The sequence below is a fragment of the Actinocrinis sp. genome, assembly GCF_035605935.1.
In the GTDB taxonomy this organism is placed as follows: Bacteria; Actinomycetota; Actinomycetes; order Streptomycetales; family Catenulisporaceae; genus Actinocrinis.
The window spans coordinates 1-23,434 of the sequence record NZ_DATNGK010000079.1 but is presented as its reverse complement, the minus strand read 5'-3'; the positions used below and the strand labels follow the sequence as shown (position 1 = coordinate 23,434).

General features: G+C 67.7%; 20 protein-coding genes. 10 read left to right on the top strand and 10 right to left on the bottom strand.

The window, feature by feature from the left end:
* The 3 genes from VN779_RS07025 to VN779_RS07015 form a co-directional block, all read right to left on the bottom strand.
* Window positions 1-1,888 (bottom strand): ATP-binding protein (locus VN779_RS07025; protein WP_325721351.1); only part of this gene is annotated, 1,888 nt, incomplete at its 3' end.
* Window positions 1,889-2,034: 146 nt separating this feature from the next.
* Window positions 2,035-3,027 (bottom strand): cellulose binding domain-containing protein, encoded by a 993-nt coding sequence (locus VN779_RS07020; protein ID WP_325721349.1) that lies wholly within the window; start codon window positions 3,025-3,027, stop codon window positions 2,035-2,037.
* Between the two features lie 117 nt (window positions 3,028-3,144).
* Complete coding sequence (locus VN779_RS07015; RefSeq protein WP_325721347.1) at window positions 3,145-4,008, bottom strand: alpha/beta hydrolase; 864 nt, start codon at window positions 4,006-4,008, stop codon at window positions 3,145-3,147.
* Between the two features lie 409 nt (window positions 4,009-4,417).
* Between VN779_RS07015 and VN779_RS07010 the strand changes: the two genes are divergently transcribed.
* Entirely contained in the window at window positions 4,418-5,359 is a 942-nt protein-coding gene (locus tag VN779_RS07010) for an SGNH/GDSL hydrolase family protein (RefSeq protein ID WP_325721345.1), read from the top strand.
* Between the two features lie 8 nt (window positions 5,360-5,367).
* On the opposite strand, the gene VN779_RS07005 is transcribed toward VN779_RS07010, so the two are convergent.
* Both VN779_RS07005 and VN779_RS07000 read right to left on the bottom strand, forming a co-directional pair.
* The gene (locus tag VN779_RS07005; protein ID WP_325721343.1) at window positions 5,368-6,270 is read right to left on the bottom strand and encodes a class I SAM-dependent methyltransferase; all 903 of its coding nucleotides are present in this window, start codon (window positions 6,268-6,270) and stop codon (window positions 5,368-5,370) included.
* A 65-nt stretch (window positions 6,271-6,335) separates the two neighbouring features.
* A complete protein-coding gene (locus VN779_RS07000) occupies window positions 6,336-7,775 on the bottom strand; it encodes a M20/M25/M40 family metallo-hydrolase (protein WP_414639601.1) in 1,440 nt (479 codons plus the stop codon).
* Between the two features lie 168 nt (window positions 7,776-7,943).
* On the opposite strand from VN779_RS07000, the gene VN779_RS06995 reads away from it, so the two are divergent.
* The 4 genes from VN779_RS06995 (at window position 7,944) to VN779_RS06980 (ending at window position 11,325) form a co-directional block, all read left to right on the top strand.
* On the top strand, window positions 7,944-8,279 hold the full coding sequence (locus VN779_RS06995; protein ID WP_325721339.1) for a YciI family protein: 336 nt from the start codon (window positions 7,944-7,946) through the stop codon (window positions 8,277-8,279).
* Window positions 8,280-8,314: 35 nt separating this feature from the next.
* Window positions 8,315-9,541: an RNA polymerase sigma factor gene (locus tag VN779_RS06990; RefSeq protein WP_349260684.1), complete on the top strand. Its 1,227-nt coding sequence runs from the start codon at window positions 8,315-8,317 to the stop codon at window positions 9,539-9,541.
* 84 nt (window positions 9,542-9,625) lie between these two features.
* A complete protein-coding gene (locus VN779_RS06985) occupies window positions 9,626-10,480 on the top strand; it encodes an ABC transporter ATP-binding protein (RefSeq protein WP_325721335.1) in 855 nt (284 codons plus the stop codon).
* Window positions 10,477-11,325: an ABC transporter permease gene (locus VN779_RS06980; RefSeq protein ID WP_325721333.1), complete on the top strand. Its 849-nt coding sequence runs from the start codon at window positions 10,477-10,479 to the stop codon at window positions 11,323-11,325. The genes VN779_RS06985 and VN779_RS06980 overlap by 4 nt, the downstream gene beginning before the upstream one ends.
* A gap of 92 nt (window positions 11,326-11,417) precedes the next feature.
* Here VN779_RS06980 and VN779_RS06975 read toward each other — a convergent pair whose 3' ends face one another.
* The gene (locus VN779_RS06975) at window positions 11,418-12,974 is read right to left on the bottom strand and encodes an alpha-L-arabinofuranosidase B (protein WP_325721331.1); all 1,557 of its coding nucleotides are present in this window, start codon (window positions 12,972-12,974) and stop codon (window positions 11,418-11,420) included.
* 300 nt (window positions 12,975-13,274) lie between these two features.
* Window positions 13,275-16,145, bottom strand: coding sequence for an AfsR/SARP family transcriptional regulator (locus VN779_RS06970; RefSeq protein ID WP_325721329.1), 2,871 nt, complete (start codon window positions 16,143-16,145; stop codon window positions 13,275-13,277).
* 278 nt (window positions 16,146-16,423) lie between these two features.
* Here VN779_RS06970 and VN779_RS06965 point away from each other — a divergent pair, with 278 nt between their 5' ends.
* The 4 genes from VN779_RS06965 (at window position 16,424) to VN779_RS06950 (ending at window position 19,311) form a co-directional block, all read left to right on the top strand.
* Window positions 16,424-16,858, top strand: coding sequence for a hypothetical protein (locus VN779_RS06965; protein WP_325721327.1), 435 nt, complete (start codon window positions 16,424-16,426; stop codon window positions 16,856-16,858).
* 17 nt (window positions 16,859-16,875) lie between these two features.
* Window positions 16,876-17,322 carry a hypothetical protein gene (locus VN779_RS06960; RefSeq protein ID WP_325721325.1) on the top strand — a complete coding sequence of 149 codons (447 nt, stop codon included), beginning with the start codon at window positions 16,876-16,878 and terminating at the stop codon, window positions 17,320-17,322.
* Between the two features lie 157 nt (window positions 17,323-17,479).
* Window positions 17,480-18,187 (top strand): response regulator transcription factor, encoded by a 708-nt coding sequence (locus VN779_RS06955; protein WP_325721322.1) that lies wholly within the window; start codon window positions 17,480-17,482, stop codon window positions 18,185-18,187.
* 20 nt (window positions 18,188-18,207) lie between these two features.
* A complete protein-coding gene (locus tag VN779_RS06950; protein WP_325721320.1) occupies window positions 18,208-19,311 on the top strand; it encodes a HAMP domain-containing sensor histidine kinase in 1,104 nt (367 codons plus the stop codon).
* Window positions 19,312-19,314: 3 nt separating this feature from the next.
* Here the strand turns inward: VN779_RS06950 and vanX are convergent, their stop codons facing one another.
* From vanX to vanH, 3 genes are read right to left on the bottom strand one after another with little or no spacing between them, the layout of a single operon-like run.
* Complete coding sequence (gene vanX, locus VN779_RS06945; RefSeq protein ID WP_325721318.1) at window positions 19,315-19,923, bottom strand: D-Ala-D-Ala dipeptidase VanX; 609 nt, start codon at window positions 19,921-19,923, stop codon at window positions 19,315-19,317.
* Window positions 19,913-20,959, bottom strand: a complete 1,047-nt coding sequence (gene vanA / locus VN779_RS06940) for a D-alanine--(R)-lactate ligase (protein ID WP_325721316.1) — start codon at window positions 20,957-20,959, stop codon at window positions 19,913-19,915. Before vanA ends, vanX begins: the two co-directional genes overlap by 11 nt.
* Window positions 20,952-21,920, bottom strand: coding sequence for a D-lactate dehydrogenase VanH (gene vanH, locus VN779_RS06935; RefSeq protein WP_349260683.1), 969 nt, complete (start codon window positions 21,918-21,920; stop codon window positions 20,952-20,954). The genes vanA and vanH overlap by 8 nt, the downstream gene beginning before the upstream one ends.
* Before the next feature lie 436 nt (window positions 21,921-22,356).
* On the opposite strand from vanH, the gene VN779_RS06930 reads away from it, so the two are divergent.
* A partial coding sequence (locus VN779_RS06930; RefSeq protein WP_325721312.1) for a condensation domain-containing protein occupies window positions 22,357-23,434 on the top strand: 1,078 nt, incomplete at its 3' end.

The following is a 23,434-nucleotide window of genomic DNA, read 5'->3' as shown; positions in this document are numbered from 1 at the left end:
CGTGCACGAGCCCGAGCCGCGCCAGGGCACGCGCCTCGCCGTCGCGGTCACTGGTGCGCCGGTACCCCTTCAGCGCCTGCTCGAGGTAGGCGCGCGCCCTATTGTGTTCGCCGAGCCACCAATGGACGTTGCCGAGGTTCATCAGTGCTGCCGCGTGGCCTGGCTCTCCCTCCACGGCCGCGTGCACGGCGGCGCGGTGCAGCGAGAGCGCATCCTGATAGTGGCCGCCAACCTCGAAGGCGCGCCACAGTACCCGCGAGAGGTCCACGCAGTGCTGCGACCGGCCATGCCGCGCAGCGTATAAGCCTGCTGCGACGAGCGCACCTCGCCGCTGTTCCAGCCAGTGGGCCGCGGCTTCTGGGTCTTCGACGGCGGGGTGTGGGGCGCGCGGCGGTCCAGGGTCGGGACGGCTGTGCCGCTCGTGCGGATACAGAGTGTTCATCGCGGCGGCGGCCGTGCCCAGGTAATGGTCGAACAGTCGGCTGAGTGCATCGTGCCGCTCTTCGGGACTGCACGCCTCATCGGCGCGCTCGGCGGCGTATGCGCGCAACAGGTCGTGCATCGCGAAGCCCTCCTGCCCAACCGGTTCGATCAGATGGACGCGAACGAGCTCGGATAGCAGTGTGCTGGCTTGCCCGAGGTCAGCGTCGCTGAGCGCCGCGAGTGCGAACACGTCGAATTCCCGGCTCGGGTGCAAACCGAGTAATGCGAAAGCCCGCGCGCCCGCTTTCGTGAGGTGTTGATACGACCAGGAGAAGACGGACCGCATCGCGGTGCGTGGATCACCCGTCACGTCGAGCAGATCGAGCCGTCGCTGCTCGTCGCGTAACCCGGCGAGCAGCTCGCTTGGACCACGTACGGGGTCGGCCGAGGCCAGTTCCGCGGCGATCCGCAGCGCCAGTGGCAGCCGGCTACACCGCTCGGCCAGCTCGGTCAGTTCGGCTCGATCAGCGAGTTCGGCGAGGTTGGGCGCGGCGAGCTGCCTATTGGTTCGGGGGCTGATCAGGATACGCAGCAGGGTCACGGCTTCGTCGGCGGTCAGCGCGTCCAGCCCGATCCGCCGGGCGCCTTCTCGGGCGACCAGTCCGGCCAGGTGGTCCCGGCTCGTCACCACCACGAAGCATGACGGCGCACCGGGCAGCAGCAGCCGGGCCTGTTCCGCCGTGGCCGCGTTGTCGAGCACCACGAGCATCCGCCGCCCGGCCAGCAGGGTGCGATAGAGAGTGGCTCGCTCGGCACTCTCGGCAGGCAGTTGCGGACCGGCCACGCCCAGGCCGCGCAGTAGCCGGGCCAGCGCGTCGGCCGGTTCCACCGGCGGCTCTGGGCCGTAGCCGCGTAAATCGAGATACAGCTGACCATCCGGGAAGCGATTGGCGACTCGGTGTGCCCAATGGACCGTCAGCGCGGTCTTGCCGACGCCGGCGGTGCCCGACACCGCGGAGACGACCACCGCGCGGCCCGCTTCTTCGGGCCCTGTGAAGGCCAGTGCATCGAGCATCGCCAGTTCGCGTGCCCGGCCAGTGAATGCGTATACATCCATAGGCAGCTGATGCGGTACGGGAGCGCCGGGCGTTCTGCTCTCTCCCGGCACGCTGTCACCAGGCTTACCTGCGGATCGGCGGTCCAGGCGCCGCGCCTCCTCGACTCGGTCGCGGGCGGTGGCCAGCGCGCCCTGCTCGGCCGGGGTCGCGCCGAGCAGCCGCACCAGCGTGTCGAATCGGTCGGTCGGCGGCAGCACGCGGCCGGCCAGGTACTCGCCGATGATGCCGTGCGACCAGCCGGTCGCGTCCGCCAATTCGCGGTAGCTCGGCTCGGCCCGCCCGAGCCGCCGGGCGTGTCTGCGGCGCAGCTCGCGCAGTACCCGGGCGAGGTCGGCGACCGTGCGCACCTCGGCCGGATCGGTGCGCAGCCGTCCGCCGACAAGTGGATGAGGGTCTATGAGCGGGAGGGTAGCCGCGCGGCCGGGCCGGTGCGCGGGGCGCGCGTGGGTGCCAGCGCCCCGCGCACCTTACCCCCGTGCGACTGGGTTCGTCCTCATGCCGCTGTGCAGGGCAAACCGTTGAAGGTGAAGCCGCTCGGCGGCGCGGGCGGATTCGCGGAACCTATGAAACCGAAGTAAAGCTGTCCGCCCGGACCTAGCGTGCCGTTGTACGAGGCGGCCGTGATCGTGCCCGAACCACCGGTGCGGGTCAGCACGCCGCCGAAGACGCTGCTGACTGTCGCCGCAGGCGTGAGCGAGAAGCCGAATGTCCAACCGCTGATGGAAGCCGAGGTGGAGTTGACGATCGTGGCCGTGGCGGTGAAGCCGGTGCCGTACACCTGGAGCTGCACCGTGCAGGACGGTGTCTTGGTGAGGGCCAGAGTCGTGAGCGTCGCGGGATCAGAGCGCTGCGACAGGTTGCCGCGGGCGTCGAAGGCGATGGCCGCATAGGTGTAGGACGTGGCGGGCGACAAGCCGTAGACGTACTGGAAGTTCGCCGACGCGGACACTGTTCGGATGGTGGTCCAGGCGCCGTTTACCAGCTGCTGCAAGTAGTAGCCGGTGACCTGGACGTTGTCAGTGGACTGACCCCAGAAGATGTTCGCGTTCGTGGTGGTGATGCTGCTGAAGCTCGGCGTGCCCGGCTTCGACGGCGGTACTGAGTCAGGGCCCGACAGCGTCGTGAACGATATCGGTGCGGACGGCGGACTTTGCGAGTAGCCGATGTCGGGTACGGCGGCCGAGTACACGCGGAATGTGTATTTGAGTCCGGGCGTCAGGCCGGTCAGCGGCAGGTAGTCGCACAGGCCGGTCGCATAGGTCTGCCAGGATCCGTTCAGATATCGCTGGACGACGTCGCCAGTCGAATAGCAGGCGCTGCTCCAGTCCATCTCGGCCGTGGTGTCGGCCACGTGCAGGACTTCGAGACCGGTGGGAGCTGGCAGCGGTGTGTCGGCGCGCGCGGGGGCGGCCGTTAGGGTGCCGAGTGCCAGCGCGGCCGCCAAGGCGAATCCGCGCGTGGTCGTCAGAATGCGAAGACGCTTCATGGCGCCATGGTGAAGGCGACGCCCGCTGTCCGAGGGCAATCCTGGTCACCGTTGGACAGCGTTGGACGCGGTGAGCCGTGTCCGACTGCGTGCTCCGCGATAGTTCTGACACCTGCCCTAGACGCTCAGGAAAGGGTGTAAGAGTTCTTCGAGCCCCTCCGGATCCTCCTCGGCGATGTGGTGGTCGGTGTCGATGTACGCGATCCGCACCTCGTCAGCCCACTGCGGCCAGATCGTGCTCAGTTCGGGATACATCGCGTCGTCGCCTTCCTTGCTGGCTACAACGACGAGCGTGGGGCAGGTGACCTTGCGGCCCTCGCGCACGCTCTCCTCGTCGTGTGCGCGATCGACGCTCAATCCGGCCCGGTAGTCCTCCAGCATCGCGTGCACCGTGGCCGGATTGCGTATCGCCGCAAGGAAATCGCGGTAGTTCTCCTGACCCATTCGTGCTTCGAGACCGTCTCGCAAGTACCAGGCGTCCGGATCGGCGCTGATCACCCGCTCCGGCACGTCGGGCTGGTTGAAGAAGAACCAGTGCCACCACTCGGTGGCGAAGCGCGCGTCGCAGCGGCGAATCGCCTCGCCGATCGGCACGACCCCCAGGAAAGCGAGCTTGGTGATCCGTTCCGGGTGGTCCAGGGCGGCGCGCAGCGCGACGTACGCCCCGCGGTCGTGGCCGACCACGCTGAATCGCTCATGACCGAGTGCGGACATCAGCTGGACGATGTCGGCGGCCATCGCACGTTTTGAATACGGCGCGTGCGAGTCGTCGCTCGCCGGTTTCGATGAGCCGCCGTAGCCGCGCAGATCCGGGCAGACCACGGTGAAGTCCCGCGCGAGCAGTGGCGCGAGGGCGTGCCATGTGGTGTGCGTGCGGGGATGGCCGTGCAGCAGCGCGACGGCCGGGCCGCTACCGCCGTGGCGCACGCGCAGGCGAACGTCGTCGAGAGCCACCTCGTCGAGCGTGAAGTGATCAAACATCCCGCCGCACTACCCGCCCCGACCGGCCCTATCCGTGCCGTGTCGGCTAGGCCGTGTGTAAGAAGTTTCGCCGGGGCCGCGACGCCTGCCACGCACGCTCGCTGCGTTGGCGAAGCCCCGGTGCCGCCAGGCACCTATCGGACACTGCCAGATGCCCGATATGAGGACGCTCCGCCGCCTTGCGATCGCACGCGCCAGACGCCGCGGCCTTGTCCGACGCTACTTCTTACACACGGCCTAGGACGATTGGTCGAGGCGCAACTACTGCGCAGGAACGACGACACGGTGCGGACCGTTCGTACAGTCTGGACCGGCTGCTGCGACCCGTGGAAGGAACCAGGCACCCATGCCCGTGACACCGTCCGGCCGCCCACAGTCGGAAGTTCGACACCGGGCGCGCCTGACCTGCGTGCCCCGCACGATGCGCAGCGTCGCTCCGGCCCTCGCCGCGACCTTGCTGCTGGCCGCTTGTACGGCGGCACACGGCACAGTCACGAGGCCAGCCGCCGCTGCGCCACCGCCGCCGCTGGATTCGTACGTCGCGCTCGGCGACTCCTATACCTCGGCGCCGCAGGTCCCCCAGCAGGTCGGCGATCCGGCCGGCTGCCAGCGCTCCGATCACGACTATCCCGCCCTGGTCGCTCAGCATCTCGGGCTCAAGGCCGGCAAGGCCCACGACGTCAGCTGCAGCGGCGCCAGAATCGCCGACCTCAGCGCGACTCAGCCCACGAGCAACGGCGTCAATCCGGCGCAGTTCGCCGCGCTTGCCGCCGACACCTCGCTGGTCACCCTAGGTATCGGTGGCAACGACGTAGATTTCGCCGGGGTCCTCACCCGCTGCGTCGAACTCGACGCCCCAAGCACGCTGATCGCCCTGATTCGCGACACCACCGCGGATGCGGCACCCTGCCGCGCCTTCTACACCGCGGACGGCGCCGACCGGATCCAGCAGAAGATCCAGACCGCGTCCGCCGACCTGGCCACGGCGCTCGCCAGCATCCACCAACGCGCTCCACACGCGCGTGTGTACGTGGTCGGCTATCCCGATCTGCTGCCTGCGTCCGACGCCGCCACGTGCGCGCGCACGCTCGGCCTCTCCCCCGGCGACGTCAGCTACCTCAATGACGCAGAAATCCAGCTCAACGACATGCTCAAGCGGCAAACCGCAGCGGCCGCAGACGCCTACGTCGACACGTACACGCCGTCCCTCGGACACGACGCCTGCGCTGACCCGGCCTCCCGCTGGATCGAACCGCTGATCCCCAACGCCCCGGCAGAGCCCGTGCATCCGAACGCGCTCGGCGAGCAAGGCATGGCTGCCGCTGTCGAGCGCGCCATCGCGGCGAGATAGCGGGACGGTCAGGCAGCGGGCAGCTGAAGGTGCATGACCACGATCGCGGGGACGTCCGCGGCCACGGCGACGGCCTCCGGGATCTGGTCGAGCAGTTCCCAGCAGACCTCGGTAGGCATCGGCGGCCGCTCCGGCCGCGCGGCTGCGCGCTGACCATTGCGGGCGCCGGTGTGCGGCTCGGCGCAGTGCCTGAGCTGGAAGCCGTGGGGCAGCGCAGTGGTCAGGTACGCGCTGAGCGGTCGGTGGTGCTCGGCGAGGATCGTACGGCGCCCGTCCGATCCGGGTTCGCGCGGCAAGGTCGGGCGGATATAGGACAGCAGCTGGTGCGGGTCGGAGATGACAAGGTGCCCTCCGGGTCGCAGCACGCGTGCGAACTGCGCGAAGACCGGTCCGAGGTCGGGCACGTGACAGAGCGCGAGTGCGCAGACGATCAGGTCAACCGAGTTCTCGGGTAGCGGAAGCGCCTCAAGCGGGCCGTGGCGCAGGTCCACATCGGGCAGCTTCTTCGCGGCGACGGCAAGCATCTCAGCGTTGGCGTCCACACCGATCACCTGGTGTCCTAGCCGGGCGAGGTGCGCTGCGTGCCGCCCGGTGCCACAGGCCGCGTCGAGCGCGGTGCCGATGGGCAGGGTGGCCAGGATCTCGTGCACGAGCGGCTGCTCGAGATCGATCATCGTGTTCGGTTCGTCGTAGCTGGCAGCCCAGGTGTTGTAGACCTGCTCGGTGCTGATGCTGCCTGGTGTCGCATCGATGCCGCCGACCTCGAGCAGCACCGGGTCCGCGAGCAGTTCGCGAATCTCGGCGATGCGCGCCTCGACGAACGCCCGATCCCCGTCGCCGTCACGCATCCCGCGCAGCAGGGCGACGCCCTCAAGGCCGAGTAGGTATGCCAAAGGGCTTAGATAGGTCACAGATGGACGGTAGTGACCGGCCCCGCCGCGCGGCAAACGGTTTTCACGACTGCGGTGCGGCCCCGTTAGGCGGCTACCTGCGGGAAGCCGACCGGGCTGCGATGTCCGGCCTGATCGACGGCCCGGATGCCGAACTGCACGTTGTCCTTCGAGATGTCGAGCGTGACCGTGGTGACGTTGCCGACGTCGATGGCTGATGTCCAGTCCGCCGCAGTCGTCTCCCGCATGACGACCTCGTACCCGGCCAGGTCGGCATCCGGATTGGCAGCCCAGCTGAGCGTGGTGAAGTTGGTGCCGGACAGAGTGGCCGGCGGGGTCGTGTGGATCTGCACGCCCTTGGGCGTCGCCGGCGCGGTCGCCAGCGACCACAGCGCCGCCGCGTTCACTTTCGCCACCCGCGCCAGATAGTCGAAGTCGACGAACTCGATCAGGTCGCCGAACTGCACGCCGTCGACGATCTGAGTGTTCTGATGTTCGTGGTCGAAGTTCTCCCGCGGCTCGGTGAATCTGGCCGCCGGATAGCCCTGCTGCTGGAACGAGAGGTGGTCGCTGCCGCGCAGATACCGGTCGCGGCGCCAGATCACCCGGACGTTGGCTCCGGTCAGTTCGGCCGGAGCGGACTGCACCACGAACCGGGCCAGCTGGTGGGTCGCGCCATCGTTCTCGCCGCCGACCGACTTCATCAGCGCGATCTGGTCGGGTGTGGCCGCGGTCGGGATCCCTTCGACGAACAGCCGAAGGGTGTGCGGGTTCGGCGGGGTGCCGTCCCAGGCCTGGCTCGCCCCGACGATGTCGTTGCTGAACATGCCTTGCACGTCGGCTCCGGCCGCCTTCATCTGCTGGGCCATGAACGACGAGCCGTAGAGCCCTTGTTCCTCGCCCGCCACTGCGGCGAGCACGATGGTGCCGGGGAAACGGTGACCGGCGAACAGGCGGGCGAGTTCGAGCACGACGGCGACACCCGAGGCGTCGTCGTCGGCGCCCGGGGCGTCGCTGGTGAAGTCCATGACGTCGGTCACTCGGGAGTCCAGATGACCGGTGATCACGTAGAAGCGCTCGGGTGAGGCAGTGCCCTGCAGCGTGGCGATGCAGTTGGTAATCGTGGTGGGGGTGGGGATCCGCGATGCCGGCGGCTGGACGAAAGACTGGCGCTGCACGGTCATCGCGCCGTTCGAGGTCGCCGCGATCGCCTGCATCTGCCCGATCACCCAGTCCGTGGCGGCGCCGATGCCGCGGGCTTGGTCGGTCTGGCTGGACAAGGTGTGCCGGGTGCCGAACTCGGTCAGCCGCTGCACCGTGGCCCGCATCCGATCCGGGTCGATCCGGTGAATCAGGGCCCGCAGTGCTTTGTCCGGTTCCTGGCGGCGCAGTGGCGCAGCGCTCGAACTCGCGGCCTGCGCCGCCGTGCCGACGGCCAAGGGCGCCACCATCGCGGTGGCTGCTGAAGCGGATAAGAGCGCACGGCGGGTGGGTCCGGTGCGCGAAGCATCTCTACTTCTCTCCATCTTCGCATCACCCACCCGTTCGGCGGGCTTGTCAACCGGCCGGGAACGGGCGGACGGATGCGCCGGAAGATTTTTCGCGCGAGCCTGTAGTAGAGCGCTCGGCCCGTTCGTCATGAAGACGGAAACGGCGCAAGACGCCACCGAAGTACTCGCGAACGGAGCGGACCGATGAAGTATCTGATGCTGGTGTGCGTGGACCCTGACCTGACTCCCGGGGCCGCGGAGGGCGCGCCGGACGTCGAGGACTGGGTCAGCGAGATGGACGGCAAGGGCATCCGGCTGATGGGTGACCGCGTCCGGCCGGGCAGCGACGCGACCACCGTGCGCGTGCGCAACCGGGAGGTGCTGCTCACGGACGGCCCGTACGCCGAGACCAAGGACCTGATCGCCGGGTTCGACGTGCTCGAATGTGCCGACCTGGACGAGGCCGTCGAGGTCGCGTCCAGGCACCCGATGGCCTGGGGCGGCGTGATCGAGCTGCGGCCGTTCTGGGTTGAAGATTAGAGCCGGCTGAGTTCGAGACGGGCGGAGGACAGGTGATCACCGGCGAGTCGGCGAACGAGTTGATCGCCGGGATCTACGCCGACGGATGGAGCCGGATCGTGGCCACCATGATCCGGTTCACCGGCGGCGACTGGGACCTGGCCGAGGAGTGCGCTCAAGACGCTTTCGCGCAGGCGCTGCGCACCTGGCCGCAGGACGGCGTGCCGCGCCAGCCACTTGCGTGGCTCACCACCGCCGCCCGCAATCGCGCCGTCGACCGGATGCGCCGCGCATCGGCCGAGGCCGCGAAGATCAGACAGTGGGCCGCTTTGGAACCGCAACAGCCGGCGCCGTACACCAGCGACAGCGAGATCCCGGACGAACGGCTCGAGCTGATGTTCACCTGCTGCCATCCGGCGCTCAACCTCGACGCCCAGGTGGCGCTGACACTGCGTTCGCTCGCCGGAATGAGCACCGCCGAGATCGCCCGCGCGTTCCTCGTGCCGGAACGCACGATGGGCCAGCGCATCTTCCGGGCCAAGCAGAAGATCGCGCACGCGGTGATCCCGCTGCGTGTCCCGCCGGCGCACCTGCTGCCGGACCGGCTGCCCGGCGTTCTGCACGTGCTCTACCTGCTGTACAACGAGGGTTACGGCGACCAGCAGCACAAGACCCAGCTGAGCCGGGAGGCGATTCGGCTCGCCCGCGTGCTGGCGGCGTTGATGCCCGACGAGCCTGAGGCGCACGGCATGCTCGCGCTGATGCTGCTGCACGACGCGCGGCGCCCGTCCCGAGTCGATGCGGGCGGCGAACTGGTCACGCTAGGCGAGCAGGACCGTTCCGCATGGGACCCGGACCAGATCGCCGAGGGCAGCGCGATCCTCGAGCGCGCGCTGCGGCGGCGCCGGGCCGGGCCGTTCCAGATCCAGGCGGCGATCGCGGCGTGCCACGCGACCGCGCCCTCGGCGCAGCAGACCGACTGGCCGCAGATCGTCGCGCTTTACGAGCAACTGGCCCAGGTGGCCCCGAGCGCGATCGTGGAGCTCAATCGCGCCGTCGCGGTGTCGATGGCGCAAGGCCCCGAGGCGGCGCTGCCGCTGGTCGACGCGATCGCGGAATCCGGCCGGCTCGACGGCTACTACCTGCTGCACGCCACGCGCGCCGACCTGCTGCGCCGCTGCGGCCGCACGGACGAGGCGGACGCCTGCCTGCACACGGCGCTCACGCTCGCCCCGACCGAAGCCGAACGCCGCCTGCTCAGCCGCCGGCTCGCAGAGAGCTGACACGACGCGGATCGTCCACAAGCCGGGCGCCGCGCCGTGCGCAAAGTCTGGCGTGTGTGTCCCGGTTACGGCACTCTGTCTCTCATGACGGCGGGGGATGCAGCCATCCACGTACGCGGGCTGGTCAAGCGCTACGGCGACGCGATCGCCGTGGACGGGTTGGACCTGGAGGTGTGGCGCGGGGAGACCTTTGCGCTGCTCGGGCCGAACGGAGCGGGCAAGACCACCACGACGGAGATCCTGGAGGGTCACCGCAAGCGCGACAGCGGCCAGGTCGCCGTGCTGGGCCAGGACCCGCAGACGGCCGGCCGACGGTGGCGCAGCCGAATCGGCATCGTGATGCAGGAGTCCAGCGATGTCTACGAACTCACCGTCGGCGAGATCGTGCGGCACTTCGCCGGGTACTTCCCGCGGCCGCGCCCGGCCGGCGAGGTGATCGAGCTGGTCGGGCTGAGCGGCAAGGAGCGTTCGCGGGTCTCGACGCTCTCCGGTGGGCAGCGGCGCCGCCTTGACGTGGCGCTGGGCATCGTCGGCGATCCGCGGCTGTTGTTCCTCGACGAGCCGACCACCGGTTTCGACCCCGAGGCGCGCCGGCAGTTCTGGGAGCTGATCCGGGCGCTGCGCACCGCGGGCACCACAATCCTGCTGACGACGCACTACCTGGAGGAGGCGGAGCAGCTCGCGGACCGGGCCGCGGTGATCAACCGGGGCCGCATCGTCGCGGTGGACCGGCCGGACCTGCTCGGCGGGCGGAACCTGGCCGCGGCGAGCGTCGGCTGGAGCGATCCGCAGGACGGGCCGCAGCGCGCCGAGACCGACGCGCCCACCAAGCTGGTCGCCGAGCTTTCCGCGCGTTACGGCGGCGAGGTGCCGGACCTCACGGTGTCCCGGCCCACCCTCGAAGACGTCTACCTGCGGCTGACCGGGGAGGACTCGTGAGTCAATCGTCGGTGCTCACCCAACCCGCCGTTGACGGCGAGGGGCGATTGCCCTCCGCGGCGCGGCTGGCGGTCAACCGGGCGGGGATCGAGCTGCGCCAGTACTTCCGGCAGCGCGACGCGGTGGTGTTCACGTTCTCGTATCCGGTGCTCATGATGTTGATCTTCGGATCGATCTTCAAGGGCGACGTGCCCCACACCAACGTGCCGTTCACCCAGTACTTCACCGCCGGAATCGCGGCCACCGGCACGATGTCCGTGGGCTTTCAGGGCGTGGCGATCGGCATCGCCTCCGACCGCACCGACAAGACGATCAAGCGATTGCGCGGGCTGCCCATGCCGCGCATTTCCTACTTCCTGGGCAAGCTGCTCTCCGCGCTGACATCCGGGCTGGTGCAGCTCGCGATCCTGCTGGCGGTCAGCACGCTCTTCTTCCACCTGCACCTGCCGACCAGCGCCGGCCGGTGGCTCACCCTGATCTGGGTGTTCGTGCTGGGGTTGGCTACCTGCGCAACACTCGGCATCACGCTGGGCGGAATGGCCAAGGACGGCCGGTCGGCCTCCGCGGTGGTGTTGCCGCCTTTCCTCATCCTGCAATTCATCTCAGGCGTCTTCTTCACCTACAGCCAGCTCGGCCCGCTACTGCGCGGCATCGGTGCGGTCTTCCCGCTCAAGTGGATGTGCCAGGGCATTCGCTCGGTGTTCCTGCCGGACACTTTCCAAACCCAGGAACCAGCAGGCTCTTGGGAGCACGGGAAGATCGCGCTGGTCCTGCTCGCCTGGACCATCGGCGGCCTGGCGGTCTCGCTGCGCACGTTCCGGTGGCACGGCAAACACGAAGGCTGATGTTCGTTCGCACTGCCGCGCATCCCGATCTTCGGGATGCGCGGCAGGCTTGCTTCAGTGCTGGCAGCGCTGGGGGCCTACTCCAGTCCTCGTCAGCTCCAGGGAGCTGAGGCAAGCCAGCTGGTGTCCTGCGCCCACACCGAGGTGGTGTCCCAGGCGTTGGAGCCGCCGTCGCTCGCGACGTATCCGACAAAGGAATAGTGCCGGATGTACTTGGACGGATAGTTGAACGACTGGAAGGAATAGCCCGTGCCGCTGTTGCCGGATTGCGGGCAGAACGTGGCGTCGGCGGCGAACTGCGTGGTTCCGTCGTTCGGTTGAAGGTAGAGCTCGAATGCATAGTGCCTGATGTACTGGCCGGACTCATTGGCCGACTGGAAGGAGACGCAGCCGCTGTTCGCCAAGCCGGGCTCGACAATCCACGTGGCGTCGGCCTTGACGGTAGCGGAACTGCTCGAGTTCACCGCCCCGATCACGACTTTCGTGTCGCTCGCATCGTGCTGCAGGTAGTCGGAGGTGCAGCAGGAGGTGGTGGCCTGAAGCGACAGCCGCGCTCCGGGCGTGAACGGCGTGGCGCTCGTGGAATAACCGGCGGCTGCGATGTTGGCCTGGACCGCGGCGTCGGTCGCGTCCGAGGGATAGCCCTTCACCATGGCGCCCTCGTAGAACGTTCCGGCGCTCGCGTTCGTGTTGGTCTGGCAGCAGTCTCCGCCGCTGCCCAGGATGATGGCGCCCTGCTTGTGCATCGGGTTGTATCCGCTGGGCAGCGTGCCGCTGTAGAAGGTGGTCAGGCTTCCGGATTGGGCGTTAGCGCCCTTGAGCGCCATCGCGGTCGTGCCGTTGTTCTTGAGCATCGCCGTGACGAAGTGGCTGGTCTCCGAGACCTGGTTCGGGTTCCAGGCCGCGGCGCCGCCGGAGAATAGGCCGTTCTCCAGGTCCGCCTGCACCCACGGCCCGGTTCCGCTGCACCCGCCGAACCAGCACTCCGTGCTGAAGTTGATCGCGTCCATGGCGCCGTTGCCGTCGGCCTTGTGGTTCGTTTCCGTGTTGCCGTAGTCGAAGCAGCAGCCGTTGTTGGCGTGAGCGCCACTGGTCACCATGTACTCACCCTCCGGCGAGCTGCCGGTCGGCACGCCCGAGGTCGAGCCGTTGACCCAGTAGCTGTTGCCCGGCTTGATGTAGAGCGAGTAGGCCTTGTTCCCGCCCACCGTGACGGCTTCGGTAGTCGCCGTGGCCGCCGTGTCGGCGCCGCCGGTTCCGCCGATGCCCTGGTAAAGCAGGGTATTGCCGTTGCCGGTCTGATCGTAGATGCGGGTGATCGCGCACACGGTACCCGCACAGAACGAATCCTGCGCCGCGGCGTTGGCGGCGCCCCCGGCCGCCAGCACCCGGATGTCGGCGAACGTGCTGTCGGACGTGCGCTGCACCTGGTAGAGCGGACCACTGTAGGCGGCGAAGAGCGCGCGGGTGGTGCTGTGCGCGGCGACGCATGGCGTGCCGCCCGCGGCGTAGATGTCGCAGGGTGCCTGGGCGGCCGCGTGTGAGGCCCCAATCGAGGCGACCAGGCCGGCGAAAGCGAGCGCCACCGTGGCCAGGGCGGCGGCCAGCCCTCGGCGCGGTCGGCGGACAGAAGGCAGGGCAGGCAACATGAACTCCCTTGTTCTGATTGCTGGTCCCAAGCCGCGTCTCGACCGGCTTCGCGATGGGCCGATCTGGCGCGGGGGTGCAGGTGGGCAGGCAGGTGCGCGAGCTGAGATTTGTTAGCGCTAACAACAATGCGGGGTAGTTATGCCGTGAACGTTCAGCTATGCGTGCCTGCTTTGGCGCTGTTCCGGCATCACTATCAACGAACTACGAGTCGCGGTCAAGACCTCGGCTTGCCCGATTTGTTAGCGCGCACATTGGCCGTGAGCCACGCCGACCGGGCGGCTGTGGCGGCGTCACCCGGCTCAGGCTTCGCTGGCAAGGTCTCGCAGCCTGGTGCGCAATGCGGCGGCGTCCGGATGGTCGAGCCCGTCGAGGATGGCCAATGCCTCCGCCCAGGCTCGGCGTGCGGCGGCGAGATCGCCGGCCGCGATGCCGGTCTCGCCGAGCCGGGTCAGACTCGCCGCGGCGTGCTGGAAATGTCGCAGCTCCAGGCGAAGGTCGGCTGCCTGCCGGTAGCTGTCCGCCGCCTCGGCGAAGGCACCGAGGTGATGGTGAACCTCGCCGAGGCTGTCCAGGGCCGCTCCCTCCGCGGTGCGGTTGCCCATGGTGCGGCTCAGTTCGATGCTTTCTCGGCAGCACTCGCGCGCTTTGTCGTATTCGCCCAGCTGTGTGTGACACCAGCCGACGACATTCAGGGCGATGCTCTGACCGGACAGGTGACCGGTACGCCTACACAACTCGAGTGCGAGCTCGCCATGCTGCAGTGCGTCCTTGTGCTCGCCGCGCATCGCGTGCATATGTGCGATCGCGGTGTGGGTAAGCGCCTGCTGCGGTTCGTCGCCAAGCTCACGTTGCATTTCGAGGCTCCGGGTCAACTGCTCGAGCCCTTCCTGATGCTCGCCGAGCTGGACTAGCGCGCGGCCAAGGCTGCCAAAGGCGTGCGCCTGCGCTACCCGATCGCCGAGGCGATCGGCCGCGGCCATCGCCGTGCGCTGGGTCGCCACGATCTCGGCGAAGCGGCCGAGCCGGTCGAGGTACTCCGCGACGCTCCAGGGCAGCTGCCAGGCGTGAACGTCCAGACCGGCTCGGCCGGCCTGCTCAACAAGACCGATCAGCACCGCATGCTCGGCCTCGAACCAGGCGTGCGCGCGTTCGCCGTCGGGAATGTCCTCGGGCAGCGCTCCCGGCTGCAAGTCTCCCAGCGCCAGCGCGGTCCTGCCCGCGGAAATGTGCAGCGCGGCCTGGTGCGCCGTGTGAAGGTAATGATCGTGGGCGCGCAGCATCGCCGCGCGCCATTCGTCTTCGTCCTCGTATTCGGCGACCAGCTCTGCGGCGTAGGCGCGAAGGAGATCGTGGAAGGTGTAGCGCGGTCCTGGCAGCCGACTGAGGAGGTGTGCGTGTACGAGTTCGTCCAGCAGTCGGCGCGTGGCCGCAGGCCCGCGACCGGAGAGGCTCGCCGCGGCGGCTTCGGAGATGTCCGGTCCGGGATGTCCGCCGAGGAGCCGGAAGAGCATCGCCGCGTCGGCGCTCAACTTACGGTAGGACCAGGAGAAAACCGCGCGCACGTCTGTGGCCGCATCGCCGGCGCTGAACGCGTCCAGCCGATCGCGGCCGCTGGCCTCCTGCAGGTCCGCGGTCAGCTCGGCGAGCGGCCGGCCGGGCTCTGTCAGGGCTCTGGCCGCGGTTATGTTCAGGGCCAGCGGAAGCCGGGCGCACAGCTGCGCCAGTTGTTCGACCGCCGCCGCCTCGTCGGCGGTGCGCTCCGGCCCGAGGCGCCGGTCGAGCAGCTGCCTGGCCTCCTCGGCCGTGAGGCGATCGAGCGCGAGCGGTTGCGCTCCGTCGGACGCGACGAGACCGGCCAGCCGGACCCGACTGGTCACCAGGACTAAGCACCCTGATGAGCCGGGCAGCAGGGGGCGGACTTGTTCGGCATCGTGCGCGTTGTCGAGGATGATGAGCATTCGGCGGCCGGCCGTCGCGGAACGGTAGAGCGCCGCCCTTTCCTCCAGTCCGGCCGGGATCCGCTGCGATGCGAACCCGAGCGCGGTCAGGAATCGGTGCAGCGCTTCGGCGGGCGCGGCGGGACCGCTGCTGGGATCGAAGCCGCGCAGATTCGTGTAGAGCTGCCCGTCCGGGAAGCGGCCCGCGACCCGGTGCGCCCAGTGCACGGCAAGCGCGGTCTTGCCCACGCCCGCGGTCCCGTCGATGGTCAGCACCGTGCTCGCGTGCTCGCCCGAGCGCTCGGCCCGACTCACTGCTTCGAGTGCTTCGAGCTGATCGGTGCGTCCGACGAAGTGCCTGATCGTCGCAGGCAGCTGTTGAGGAACAGAGCGGTCCGCAGCCGTCGCAGCGCTTGCCTCTGGCCGTTTCGACGTTGTTGCGTCCGAGCGCGACACGACCGTGGACGTGCGGTGGAGCGCGAGAGTGGAGTCGGCTCGCAGAATCCGTTGATGCAGTCGGCGCAGCTCCGGTCCGGGTTCGATGCCGAGCTGATCGACCAGGATGCGGCGCGTCTCATCGAACACTGCCAGCGCCTCGGCCTGCCGATTGCCCAGGAACAGGGCGAGCATGAGCTGGCCGCGCAAGCCCTCATCCAGCGGATGTTCCCTGATCAGCTTCGCGAGCGGGCCCGGCAAGTCGGCGTGCCGGCCGAGGTGGTGCAAGGCGTCGAGCCGCAACCGTTCCGCCTGAAGCCTGCGCGCGCGCCAGTGCTCGGCCGCATCGGTGAATTCAGACCGATCCGGAAGGTCGGACAACGGTTCGCCGCGCCAGAGCGAGAGCGCCTCAGTCGACAAGTCGGCCGCCCGCTCCCAGTCGGCGGCGTCAGCTGCCTTACGCCCCGCGGATTCCAGCGCCGCGAACCTGCGGGTATCCAGCTCCTCCTCGGCGAGGTCGAGCAGGTATCCGTCGGCCGCGGTGCCGAGCCGTGAGGCCACTTCATCGCCAAGGACGTCACGCAGCCGTTTGACTTGGTTGTGCAGCGCCTGCCTGGCTAGTCGCGGTGGTTCGCCCGTCCACAGCGCGTCGATCAATCGATCGGTGGAGACCGGGGTGCCGGCGTGCAGAAGCAGCGTCGCGAGCAGCACCCGCCGGCGATCCCCCACCACCGGTATAGCGGCACCGTTGTGTTGCGCGGCCAACGGCCCGAGAACCCCGAACCAAAGCTTCCCCATCCGCTCCCCCTCGCGCGATAGCGGCACGTTATCACCGGGACAGAGCACTGTGACACGGTGATCACGTCGGCGGGGTTCACGACATACGGAGGGAATCATGAGGCTTTTCGCGCCGAGCCGGACAGTTGGCGCTGTCCACCGCTCTTGTCGCGGGGGCGTCGGCGGCGGTTCGTGCGTGTGGGAGGAAGTCGACATGTGGGAACCGAGCGGTCACGAAATCGCGCGGGCCTACAACTACAGCAAGCACAACTGCGGAAGCTGACACGGGAGACGCAATCATGAAGCTCGGCAAGCGTTCCAAGACACTGTCACTGTTCGGCAGCGTCGCCGCGGCAGGCGCACTCGCGATCGGTGCGGCGCCCGCCCATGCGGACTCGGGGTCGGCCTGGTACGCCGCGTCGCTCTGCGGCTCCGGCTACCGGCCGCTGGACTCGTTCAACGTCGGCGACAGCGGGAGGGCGACCTCCTCGATCTACCTGTCCTACAACGGCGGCTGGGACTGCGTCGTCACGCTGAAGGACATCCACGTCGGCACGCCGACCTGGACCGACGCGACGATCGGGACCGACGAGAACAACATGAATCCCGACCCGGGCAACTACAGCTACTACGCCGGGCCGGTGTACGCGTACGCGCCAGGCACCTGCATCTGGTGGGGAGGCGGCGACGGGGACACCGGCGTGTACGTCGAAGGCCCGGACCACTGCAACTGAGCGAAAGGCAGGCGAACGTGCGAACTCGAATCAAGAGTCTGATCGCGGTCGGCGCGACGGCGGCGGCATCGGTGGGCAGCCTCGCGCTGGGCGCAGCACCCGCGCAGGCTTCCAGCTCTGCCGCCTGGCATGCGGCGTCCATCTGCGGATCCGGCTACTGGCCGGACGACAACGGCGTGTTCAACCTTGACGGCGGGACCATATACGTGTCCTACAACGGCTCGACCGACTGCGCGGTGCTGCTCAAGAGCGTCTATGTCGGGACGCCTACGGACACGTGGGTGTACATCTCCGGCCCGGACGGAGGCTACGGGGGCAACGGTGGCGATGGCAGGGACAGCGGCAACTTCACCAGCTACGCCGGACCCGTCTACGCTTACGCGCCCGGCGCCTGCATCGAGGTAGCGGGCGGAACCGCCTTGCCGGACGACGAACGCTGGTTCTATCCCGTGCTGTGCGGATAGAAACCTGGCGACGGGGGGTGTGGCCCCGGACCATTTGGTCCGGGGCCACATCGTGTTGGCGAGCACGCGGCTCGCGGCAGACGACGATCGGGGCGCACGGCCGTGGCCTGGATTTTCGATATGCCGACGATATGCAGCTGCTCGTAGCATTGAGGGTGTGCGCGTGCTGGTCGTCGAGGATGAGCCCTACCTGGCAGAGGCCATCCGCGATGGCTTGCGCCTGGAGGCGATCGCCGCCGACCTCGCCGGCGATGGCGACAGCGCGCTGGAGTTACTGAGCGTCAACGCCTACGACATCGCCGTCCTCGACCGCGACATCCCGGGCCCCTCCGGCGACGAGATCGCGAAACGCATCGTCGCCTCCGGCAGCGGCATGCCGATCCTCATGCTCACCGCTGCCGACCGGCTGGACGACAAGGCTTCCGGGTTCGAACTCGGCGCCGACGACTACCTCACCAAGCCATTCGCACTGCGAGAGCTCGTGCTCAGGCTCAGAGCGCTCGACCGCAGGCGTGCCCACAGCAGGCCTCCGGTGCGAGAGATCGCGGGTTTGCGTCTTGATCCATTCAGGCGGGAGGTCTTTCGCGACGGCCGCTACGTCGCGCTGACCCGCAAGCAGTTCGCCGTGCTCGAAGTCCTCGTCGCCGCCGAGGGCGGCGTCATCAGCTCGGAAGAGCTCCTGGAACGGGCGTGGGATGAAAACGCCGACCCTTTCACCAATGCCGTACGCATCACGGTCTCGGCGCTGCGCAAACGCCTCGGCGAACCCTGGCTGATCGCCACGGTGCCGGGCGTCGGCTACCGGATCGACGCTGGCCTGGACACCGCCGTGAACACCATCGACCCAGGCAGCGCGCATGAATAGACGGCCATGAATAGACGGTCATGAATAGACGCCCGGGGCTAAGCGCCCGACTGAAACTCACCTTCAGCTACGCCGGAATCGTGGTGTTCGCCGGCGCCCTCCTGGTGGCCGTGGCGTGGGTGTTCGCCCTGCGCTGGATACCGGACATCGATGCGAGCGCCTTCCATCAGGTGGTCAATTGCGCAGTGTTCGTCACCGGGCCCAGGCGCTCCGACTTGCTGCGCGGCTTCGCCCCAGCCGCGGCCGCGGCACTTGCCTTCCTGCTCGCGTTCGGGCTCCTGGGCGGATGGTTCCTGGCCGGCCGGATGCTCGCGCCGCTTGCGCGGATCTCCTCGGCGGCGAAGTTGGCCGCCAACGGGTCGCTCGCGCACCGGATCCGGCTTCCGGGCCGGGCGGACGAATTCAGCGAACTGGCCGACGTCTTCGACATCATGCTCGCGCGGCTCGAAGCGCACGTGGCCGAACAGCAGAGATTCGCGGCCAACGCGTCCCACGAGCTGCGCACGCCGCTGGCGATCACGCAGGCGCTTCTCGAGGTCGCCGACAATGATCTGAACCGGGACACCGATGAGCTCGTCGGCCGCCTGCGCGCGGTCAACACTCGGGCGATCGACCTCACTGAGGCGTTGCTCCTGCTCAGCCGCGCAGAGAAGCGTTCCTTTGCCCCGGTGCCCGTTGACCTGTCGCTCATCGCGGAGGAGGCCACTGAGACGCTCCTGCCGCTCGCGGAGAGGCACGGCGTCACCATCGAGATCTCCGGCGACGCGGCCCACGCCGAGGGTTCACCCGCGCTGCTGCTGCAGTTGACTACGAACCTTGTGCACAACGCCATCGTGCACAACCTGCCGGCAGGGGGCGCGGTGTGGGTGACGACCAGCGCACGCCGTGGGAGCGTGGTGCTCACGGTCGAGAACACCGGCGAGATGCTGACGCCGCAGTTGGTTTCCACGCTCGTCGAGCCGTTTCTTCGCGGAACCGAACGCGTACGCGGTGACCACGCGGGAGTCGGCCTCGGCTTGGCCATCGTCAAGAGCATCACGCACGCCCACGACGGAACACTCACCCTCGCGCCGCGGGCCGCCGGGGGACTTTGCGTCACGGTGCTGCTGCCGGTCGCTAGCTGATCGCTAGGTGATGGGGAAGTCGAAATAGGTGTTCGGGTAAGGTTCGGCTTTGAGTGTGTAATGCCACCACTCGCAGTCGTATGAGCTGAAACCGCAACCCTCCATGATCGCGCGGAGGCACCGGCGGTTATTCGCCTCGGCTCGCCTTATTCCGCTTGCGCCATGGTGTGAGACGGGATCCATCAGGTCGTGGCCGCCGCCCATGGGGGCGAGTTCACCGCTGGCCAGATCGTAAAGCGTGAGGTCTATCGTGCTGCCCCGGCTGTGGCCCGACTTGGCGGCCACGTATCCCTTTTCGAACATCTGCGGCCTATCGATATTCGGATAGTGCCGCCGTTTCGTTCGGCCGTCCTCCGGTTCCGTCGACCAGCGCAAGAAGCGATCGACTGCGCGCTGCGGGCGGTAACCGTCCCAAAGCAGCAAGCCGAAACCCAGGCCCGCGGCTTTCTCTTGCGCCATTTCCAGCGCCGCGCACAACGCCGTGGTGCCGACGATGCGATTGGCCAGGTACCCGTCTACCGGCTTGCCGGTGAAGTTGTCCCAGGTGGCGTACTTGGCGTCCCAGCGTATTCCGGTCACCAGCTCGTCGACAAAGACGAATTCATCTTCCATCGCGCTCGCCCATCACTGCCAGCGCCACGACGCGGTCAATCACCTCGGCGAGCGGCAAACCAGCGGCTGCCATCATTCTCGGGTAACGGCTGTACGAGGTCAGGCCGGGCAAGGTATTCACCTCGTTAAGCACCACCGTGCCGTCGTCTTTCAGAAACATGTCGACCCGCGCGAGCCCGCTGCATCCTAGTGCGCGGTATATCGTCCTCGCCGTTTCCTGGACGAGTGATCGCGACTCTATCGAAATGTCGGCGGGTACGATCGGGGTGGAGTTTTCGGAGCCGCTTTCGGGTTCGCTTTCCTGATGGATTCTGAAGAAACCGTGCGACAGCGAGATTCGATCCACCTCGCCCACGACGAGATCCGTGCCGTTCCCTAGGATCGCGCATCCGACCTCGCTGCCGATGACCGCCTCTTCGATCAGCACCTTCGCGTCATACTGCCGGGCCTCCTCCACCGCGCTCAGCAGTTCCTCGTCATCAGATGCTTTGCTGACGCCGAACGATGAACCCGACCGGGCCGGCTTCACGAAGACCGGATAGGGCAGCTGCCCGAGCTCTATTTTCTCGTCCGCGGTGACGGTCCAGAACCTCGGCGTGGCGATTCCCGCGCTCCCGGCGATGACGTAGGCGAGGGATTTGTCCATGCACAGCGCGGAACTCTGGATGCCACAGCCGGCGTACGGTATCCCGGAGAGCTCCAGTAAGCCTTGAATCGCACCATCCTCGCCGAGCTTGCCATGCAGGACAGGCAGCACTACGTCCAGCTGGATCGTTTCGTATCGTCCCTGGTCCAGGACGAGCAGTCCGCGCGCGCTTCGATCCGGCGATAGCACGACGGGCCTGGAGGCGCCGGCTTCCAAGTCCATGTCAGGGTTCTCGCAGAGCTTCCAGGCGCCGCTCTTCGTGATCCCGATCCAGAACGGTTCGTACTTTTCGAGGTCGAGGTTCTTCGCGACCTCTTGCGCGGATTTGACCGAGACCGGGTGCTCCTCGCAAGCGCCCCCGAACACAATTGCGACCTTCAACCTATCCATGCTGTTCCCCGCTTTCAAACTTCAGGCAGTTGACGATACTGTTCTCAATGGTGTCCCGCAGCGCATGTTCCGTGTAATACGCGGTATGCGGAGTGACGATCACGTTCGGCAGCTCTTGCAGACGCACTAATAGCTTGCTCTCGATGGGTTTGTCTCTGCAGTCGGCGTAGAACACACCTTCTTCCCCCTCGACTACATCCAGCGCCGCGCCACCCAAACCGCCGCGTTCCAATGCCCAGACCAGGGCCTCAGTGTCGATGAGCGAGCCGCGTCCAGTATTGATGATGAACGCGCCTTGCTTCATCCGCGCGATCCGCGGGCGATTCATGAGGTGATATGTCTCGGGGGTGAGCGGGGTATGCAGGGTCACTACGTCGCTGCGCTGCACCAGTTCGTCGAGAGGGACGTAGTCAGCAGCGGCGCCGGGATAACTGTCATAAGCCAATGTTCGGCAGCCAAAACCCCGGAGCCTCTCCAGCACCGCTGCGCCGATACGCCCTGTTCCAATGACCCCGACAGTCAGATCGCGCAATTCTTTCCCGCGTGCCTCACTTAGCCGATAGTCATGCGCATCGGCGCGACGGATAGTGGATTTTGCGTTGCGCAGTGCCATCAGCATGAGCATCAGCGTGTAGTCGGCCACGCTGTCCGGTGAGTAGGCGACGTTTCCGACGGTGATGCCGACACGCTCCGCGTACTTCACGTCGACATGGTTGTATCCGATGCTGCGCGTGGAGATATATGCGATGCCCGCTTTGCTCAGCGCGAGAAGCGTAGAGTTCGCGATGCGGGCCTTGTGACTCACGCTGATGCAGCGGTTTCCATACGCCAGTTCGATATTGGCTTCGGACACTGCCGCGTCCGTGAGGGTAGCGGTCATGCCAAAGCCAGGCGCCAGCTCTCGGAACAGCACGGCCTCGTCCGGCTCACAGCCATAAACCGTGATTCCTGTTCTTGGGATCACTGCCGGAGACGAGGACACCGCCGACCGGGTGCGGGGGCGCTCCGCTGTCCGTACTGGTTCGCTGTTTGACACGCCTCCAGTCAATGCTGCGGGCTGTTACCAGCACGTATGTGGTTTTCGATACGCCGGCGATATGCGGTAGCAGTGTGTTGCTTCACCCCGCCAGGGGCTTTCGCGACTTGCACCGCGCGCATCCACGCAGCCACGGAGCCGCCACTGGCCAGAGCCCTCCCCCATCAACCGCCGCGGAGTCGCCAGTGCCGCAGTTGACGCGCCGCGAACGCCCCATACCGTGGCCCACAGTCCTGACGGCCTTCGATCGACGGGAGACGACGCGTTGTCCAGTACGGTGTCGGAAATAAGGGTTCCGTTTCACGGCGAAGGCTCGGGGTCTGGCGAACTGACCTGGGGACAGCGCGGAATCTGGAACACCATGCAGCACACCGGGCGCACCATGAACATCGGCGGGGTCATGCCGCTGCCGGAAGGCACCCCGGTCGAAGAGATCGCCGCGGTCCTACAGTTCGCGGTCAGCCGACACCAGGCACTACGCACCACGCTCCAGGTCGACCACGACCGCCCACCCGGCGCCCTGCCGCGCCAAACAGTCAACGCATCCGGCGAAACCATCCTGCACATCGTCGATATCGACGAAACCGACGACCCGGCAGCCGCCGCGGAAGAGTTGCGCTGCCGCTACGAGACCACTGCCTTCGACCACGCCAACGAATGGCCCGTGCGGATGGGTGTGGTACGAAGCGCCGGCGCACTCACCCACCTGGTCGTGCAATACAGCCACCTCGCCGTCGACGGCCTCGGCATCGACGCGATCGCCCGCGACCTGGCTCACCGCGACCCGCAAACCAACCGCCCCACCGCGCCGGTCAGCGGGACGCAGCCGCTTCAGATCGCCCAGGCACAGGCAAGCCCGGCTGGACGCCGCCAGAGCGACAAGGCTCTGCGTTACTGGGAGAGCCAGCTGGCCACCGTGCCCGCGCAGCGTTTCACCCCGTCCGACGACCCGCGCGAGCCCCGCTTCTGGGAGATCTTCTGCTACTCCCCCGCGATGCACTTGGCCATGCGTGCGATCAGCGCGCGCACCGCGGCGCACACCTCGCACGTACTGCTCGCCGCCTACGCCGTCGCCATCGCCCGAGTCACCCGCCGCACCCCCAGCGTCGCTCAGCTGGTGGTCAGCAACCGATTCCGCCCCGGCTTCGCTGACGCGGTCACCCAGCTCTCGCAGACTGGCATCTGTGTGATCGACGTCGCAGACTGCGTATTCGACGACGTCGTCGCCCGCGCCTGGAAGGCGTCCGCGGGCGCTTCGCTGCACGGCTACTACGACGGCGACGCCCACCAGCGACTGCTGGACGACATCGCCCGCCGGCGCGGCGAAGAGATCGACCTCTCCTGCTTCGTCAACGATCGCCGCATCGTCGCACCCGACGAACCTGCGCCCACCGAGGACGAATTACGCGCCGCCCTCCCCCGTACCAGGCTGCGCTGGG

Bases quoted from the DNA above. Each gene is read 5' to 3' on its own strand.
- VN779_RS07020 (WP_325721349.1), bottom strand. From the start codon at position 3,027: ATGAAGCGTCTTCGCATTCTGACGACCACGCGCGGATTCGCCTTGGCG.
- VN779_RS07015 (WP_325721347.1), bottom strand. From the start codon at position 4,008: ATGTTTGATCACTTCACGCTCGACGAGGTGGCTCTCGACGACGTTCGC.
- VN779_RS07000 (WP_414639601.1), bottom strand. From the start codon at position 7,775: ATGGAGAGAAGTAGAGATGCTTCGCGCACCGGACCCACCCGCCGTGCG.
- VN779_RS06995 (WP_325721339.1), top strand. From the start codon at position 7,944: ATGAAGTATCTGATGCTGGTGTGCGTGGACCCTGACCTGACTCCCGGG.
- VN779_RS06985 (WP_325721335.1), top strand. From the start codon at position 9,626: ATGACGGCGGGGGATGCAGCCATCCACGTACGCGGGCTGGTCAAGCGC.
- VN779_RS06975 (WP_325721331.1), bottom strand. From the start codon at position 12,974: ATGTTGCCTGCCCTGCCTTCTGTCCGCCGACCGCGCCGAGGGCTGGCC.
- VN779_RS06970 (WP_325721329.1), bottom strand. From the start codon at position 16,145: ATGGGGAAGCTTTGGTTCGGGGTTCTCGGGCCGTTGGCCGCGCAACAC.
- VN779_RS06965 (WP_325721327.1), top strand. From the start codon at position 16,424: ATGAAGCTCGGCAAGCGTTCCAAGACACTGTCACTGTTCGGCAGCGTC.
- VN779_RS06950 (WP_325721320.1), top strand. From the start codon at position 18,208: ATGAATAGACGCCCGGGGCTAAGCGCCCGACTGAAACTCACCTTCAGC.
- vanX (WP_325721318.1), bottom strand. From the start codon at position 19,923: ATGGAAGATGAATTCGTCTTTGTCGACGAGCTGGTGACCGGAATACGC.
- vanA (WP_325721316.1), bottom strand. From the start codon at position 20,959: ATGGATAGGTTGAAGGTCGCAATTGTGTTCGGGGGCGCTTGCGAGGAG.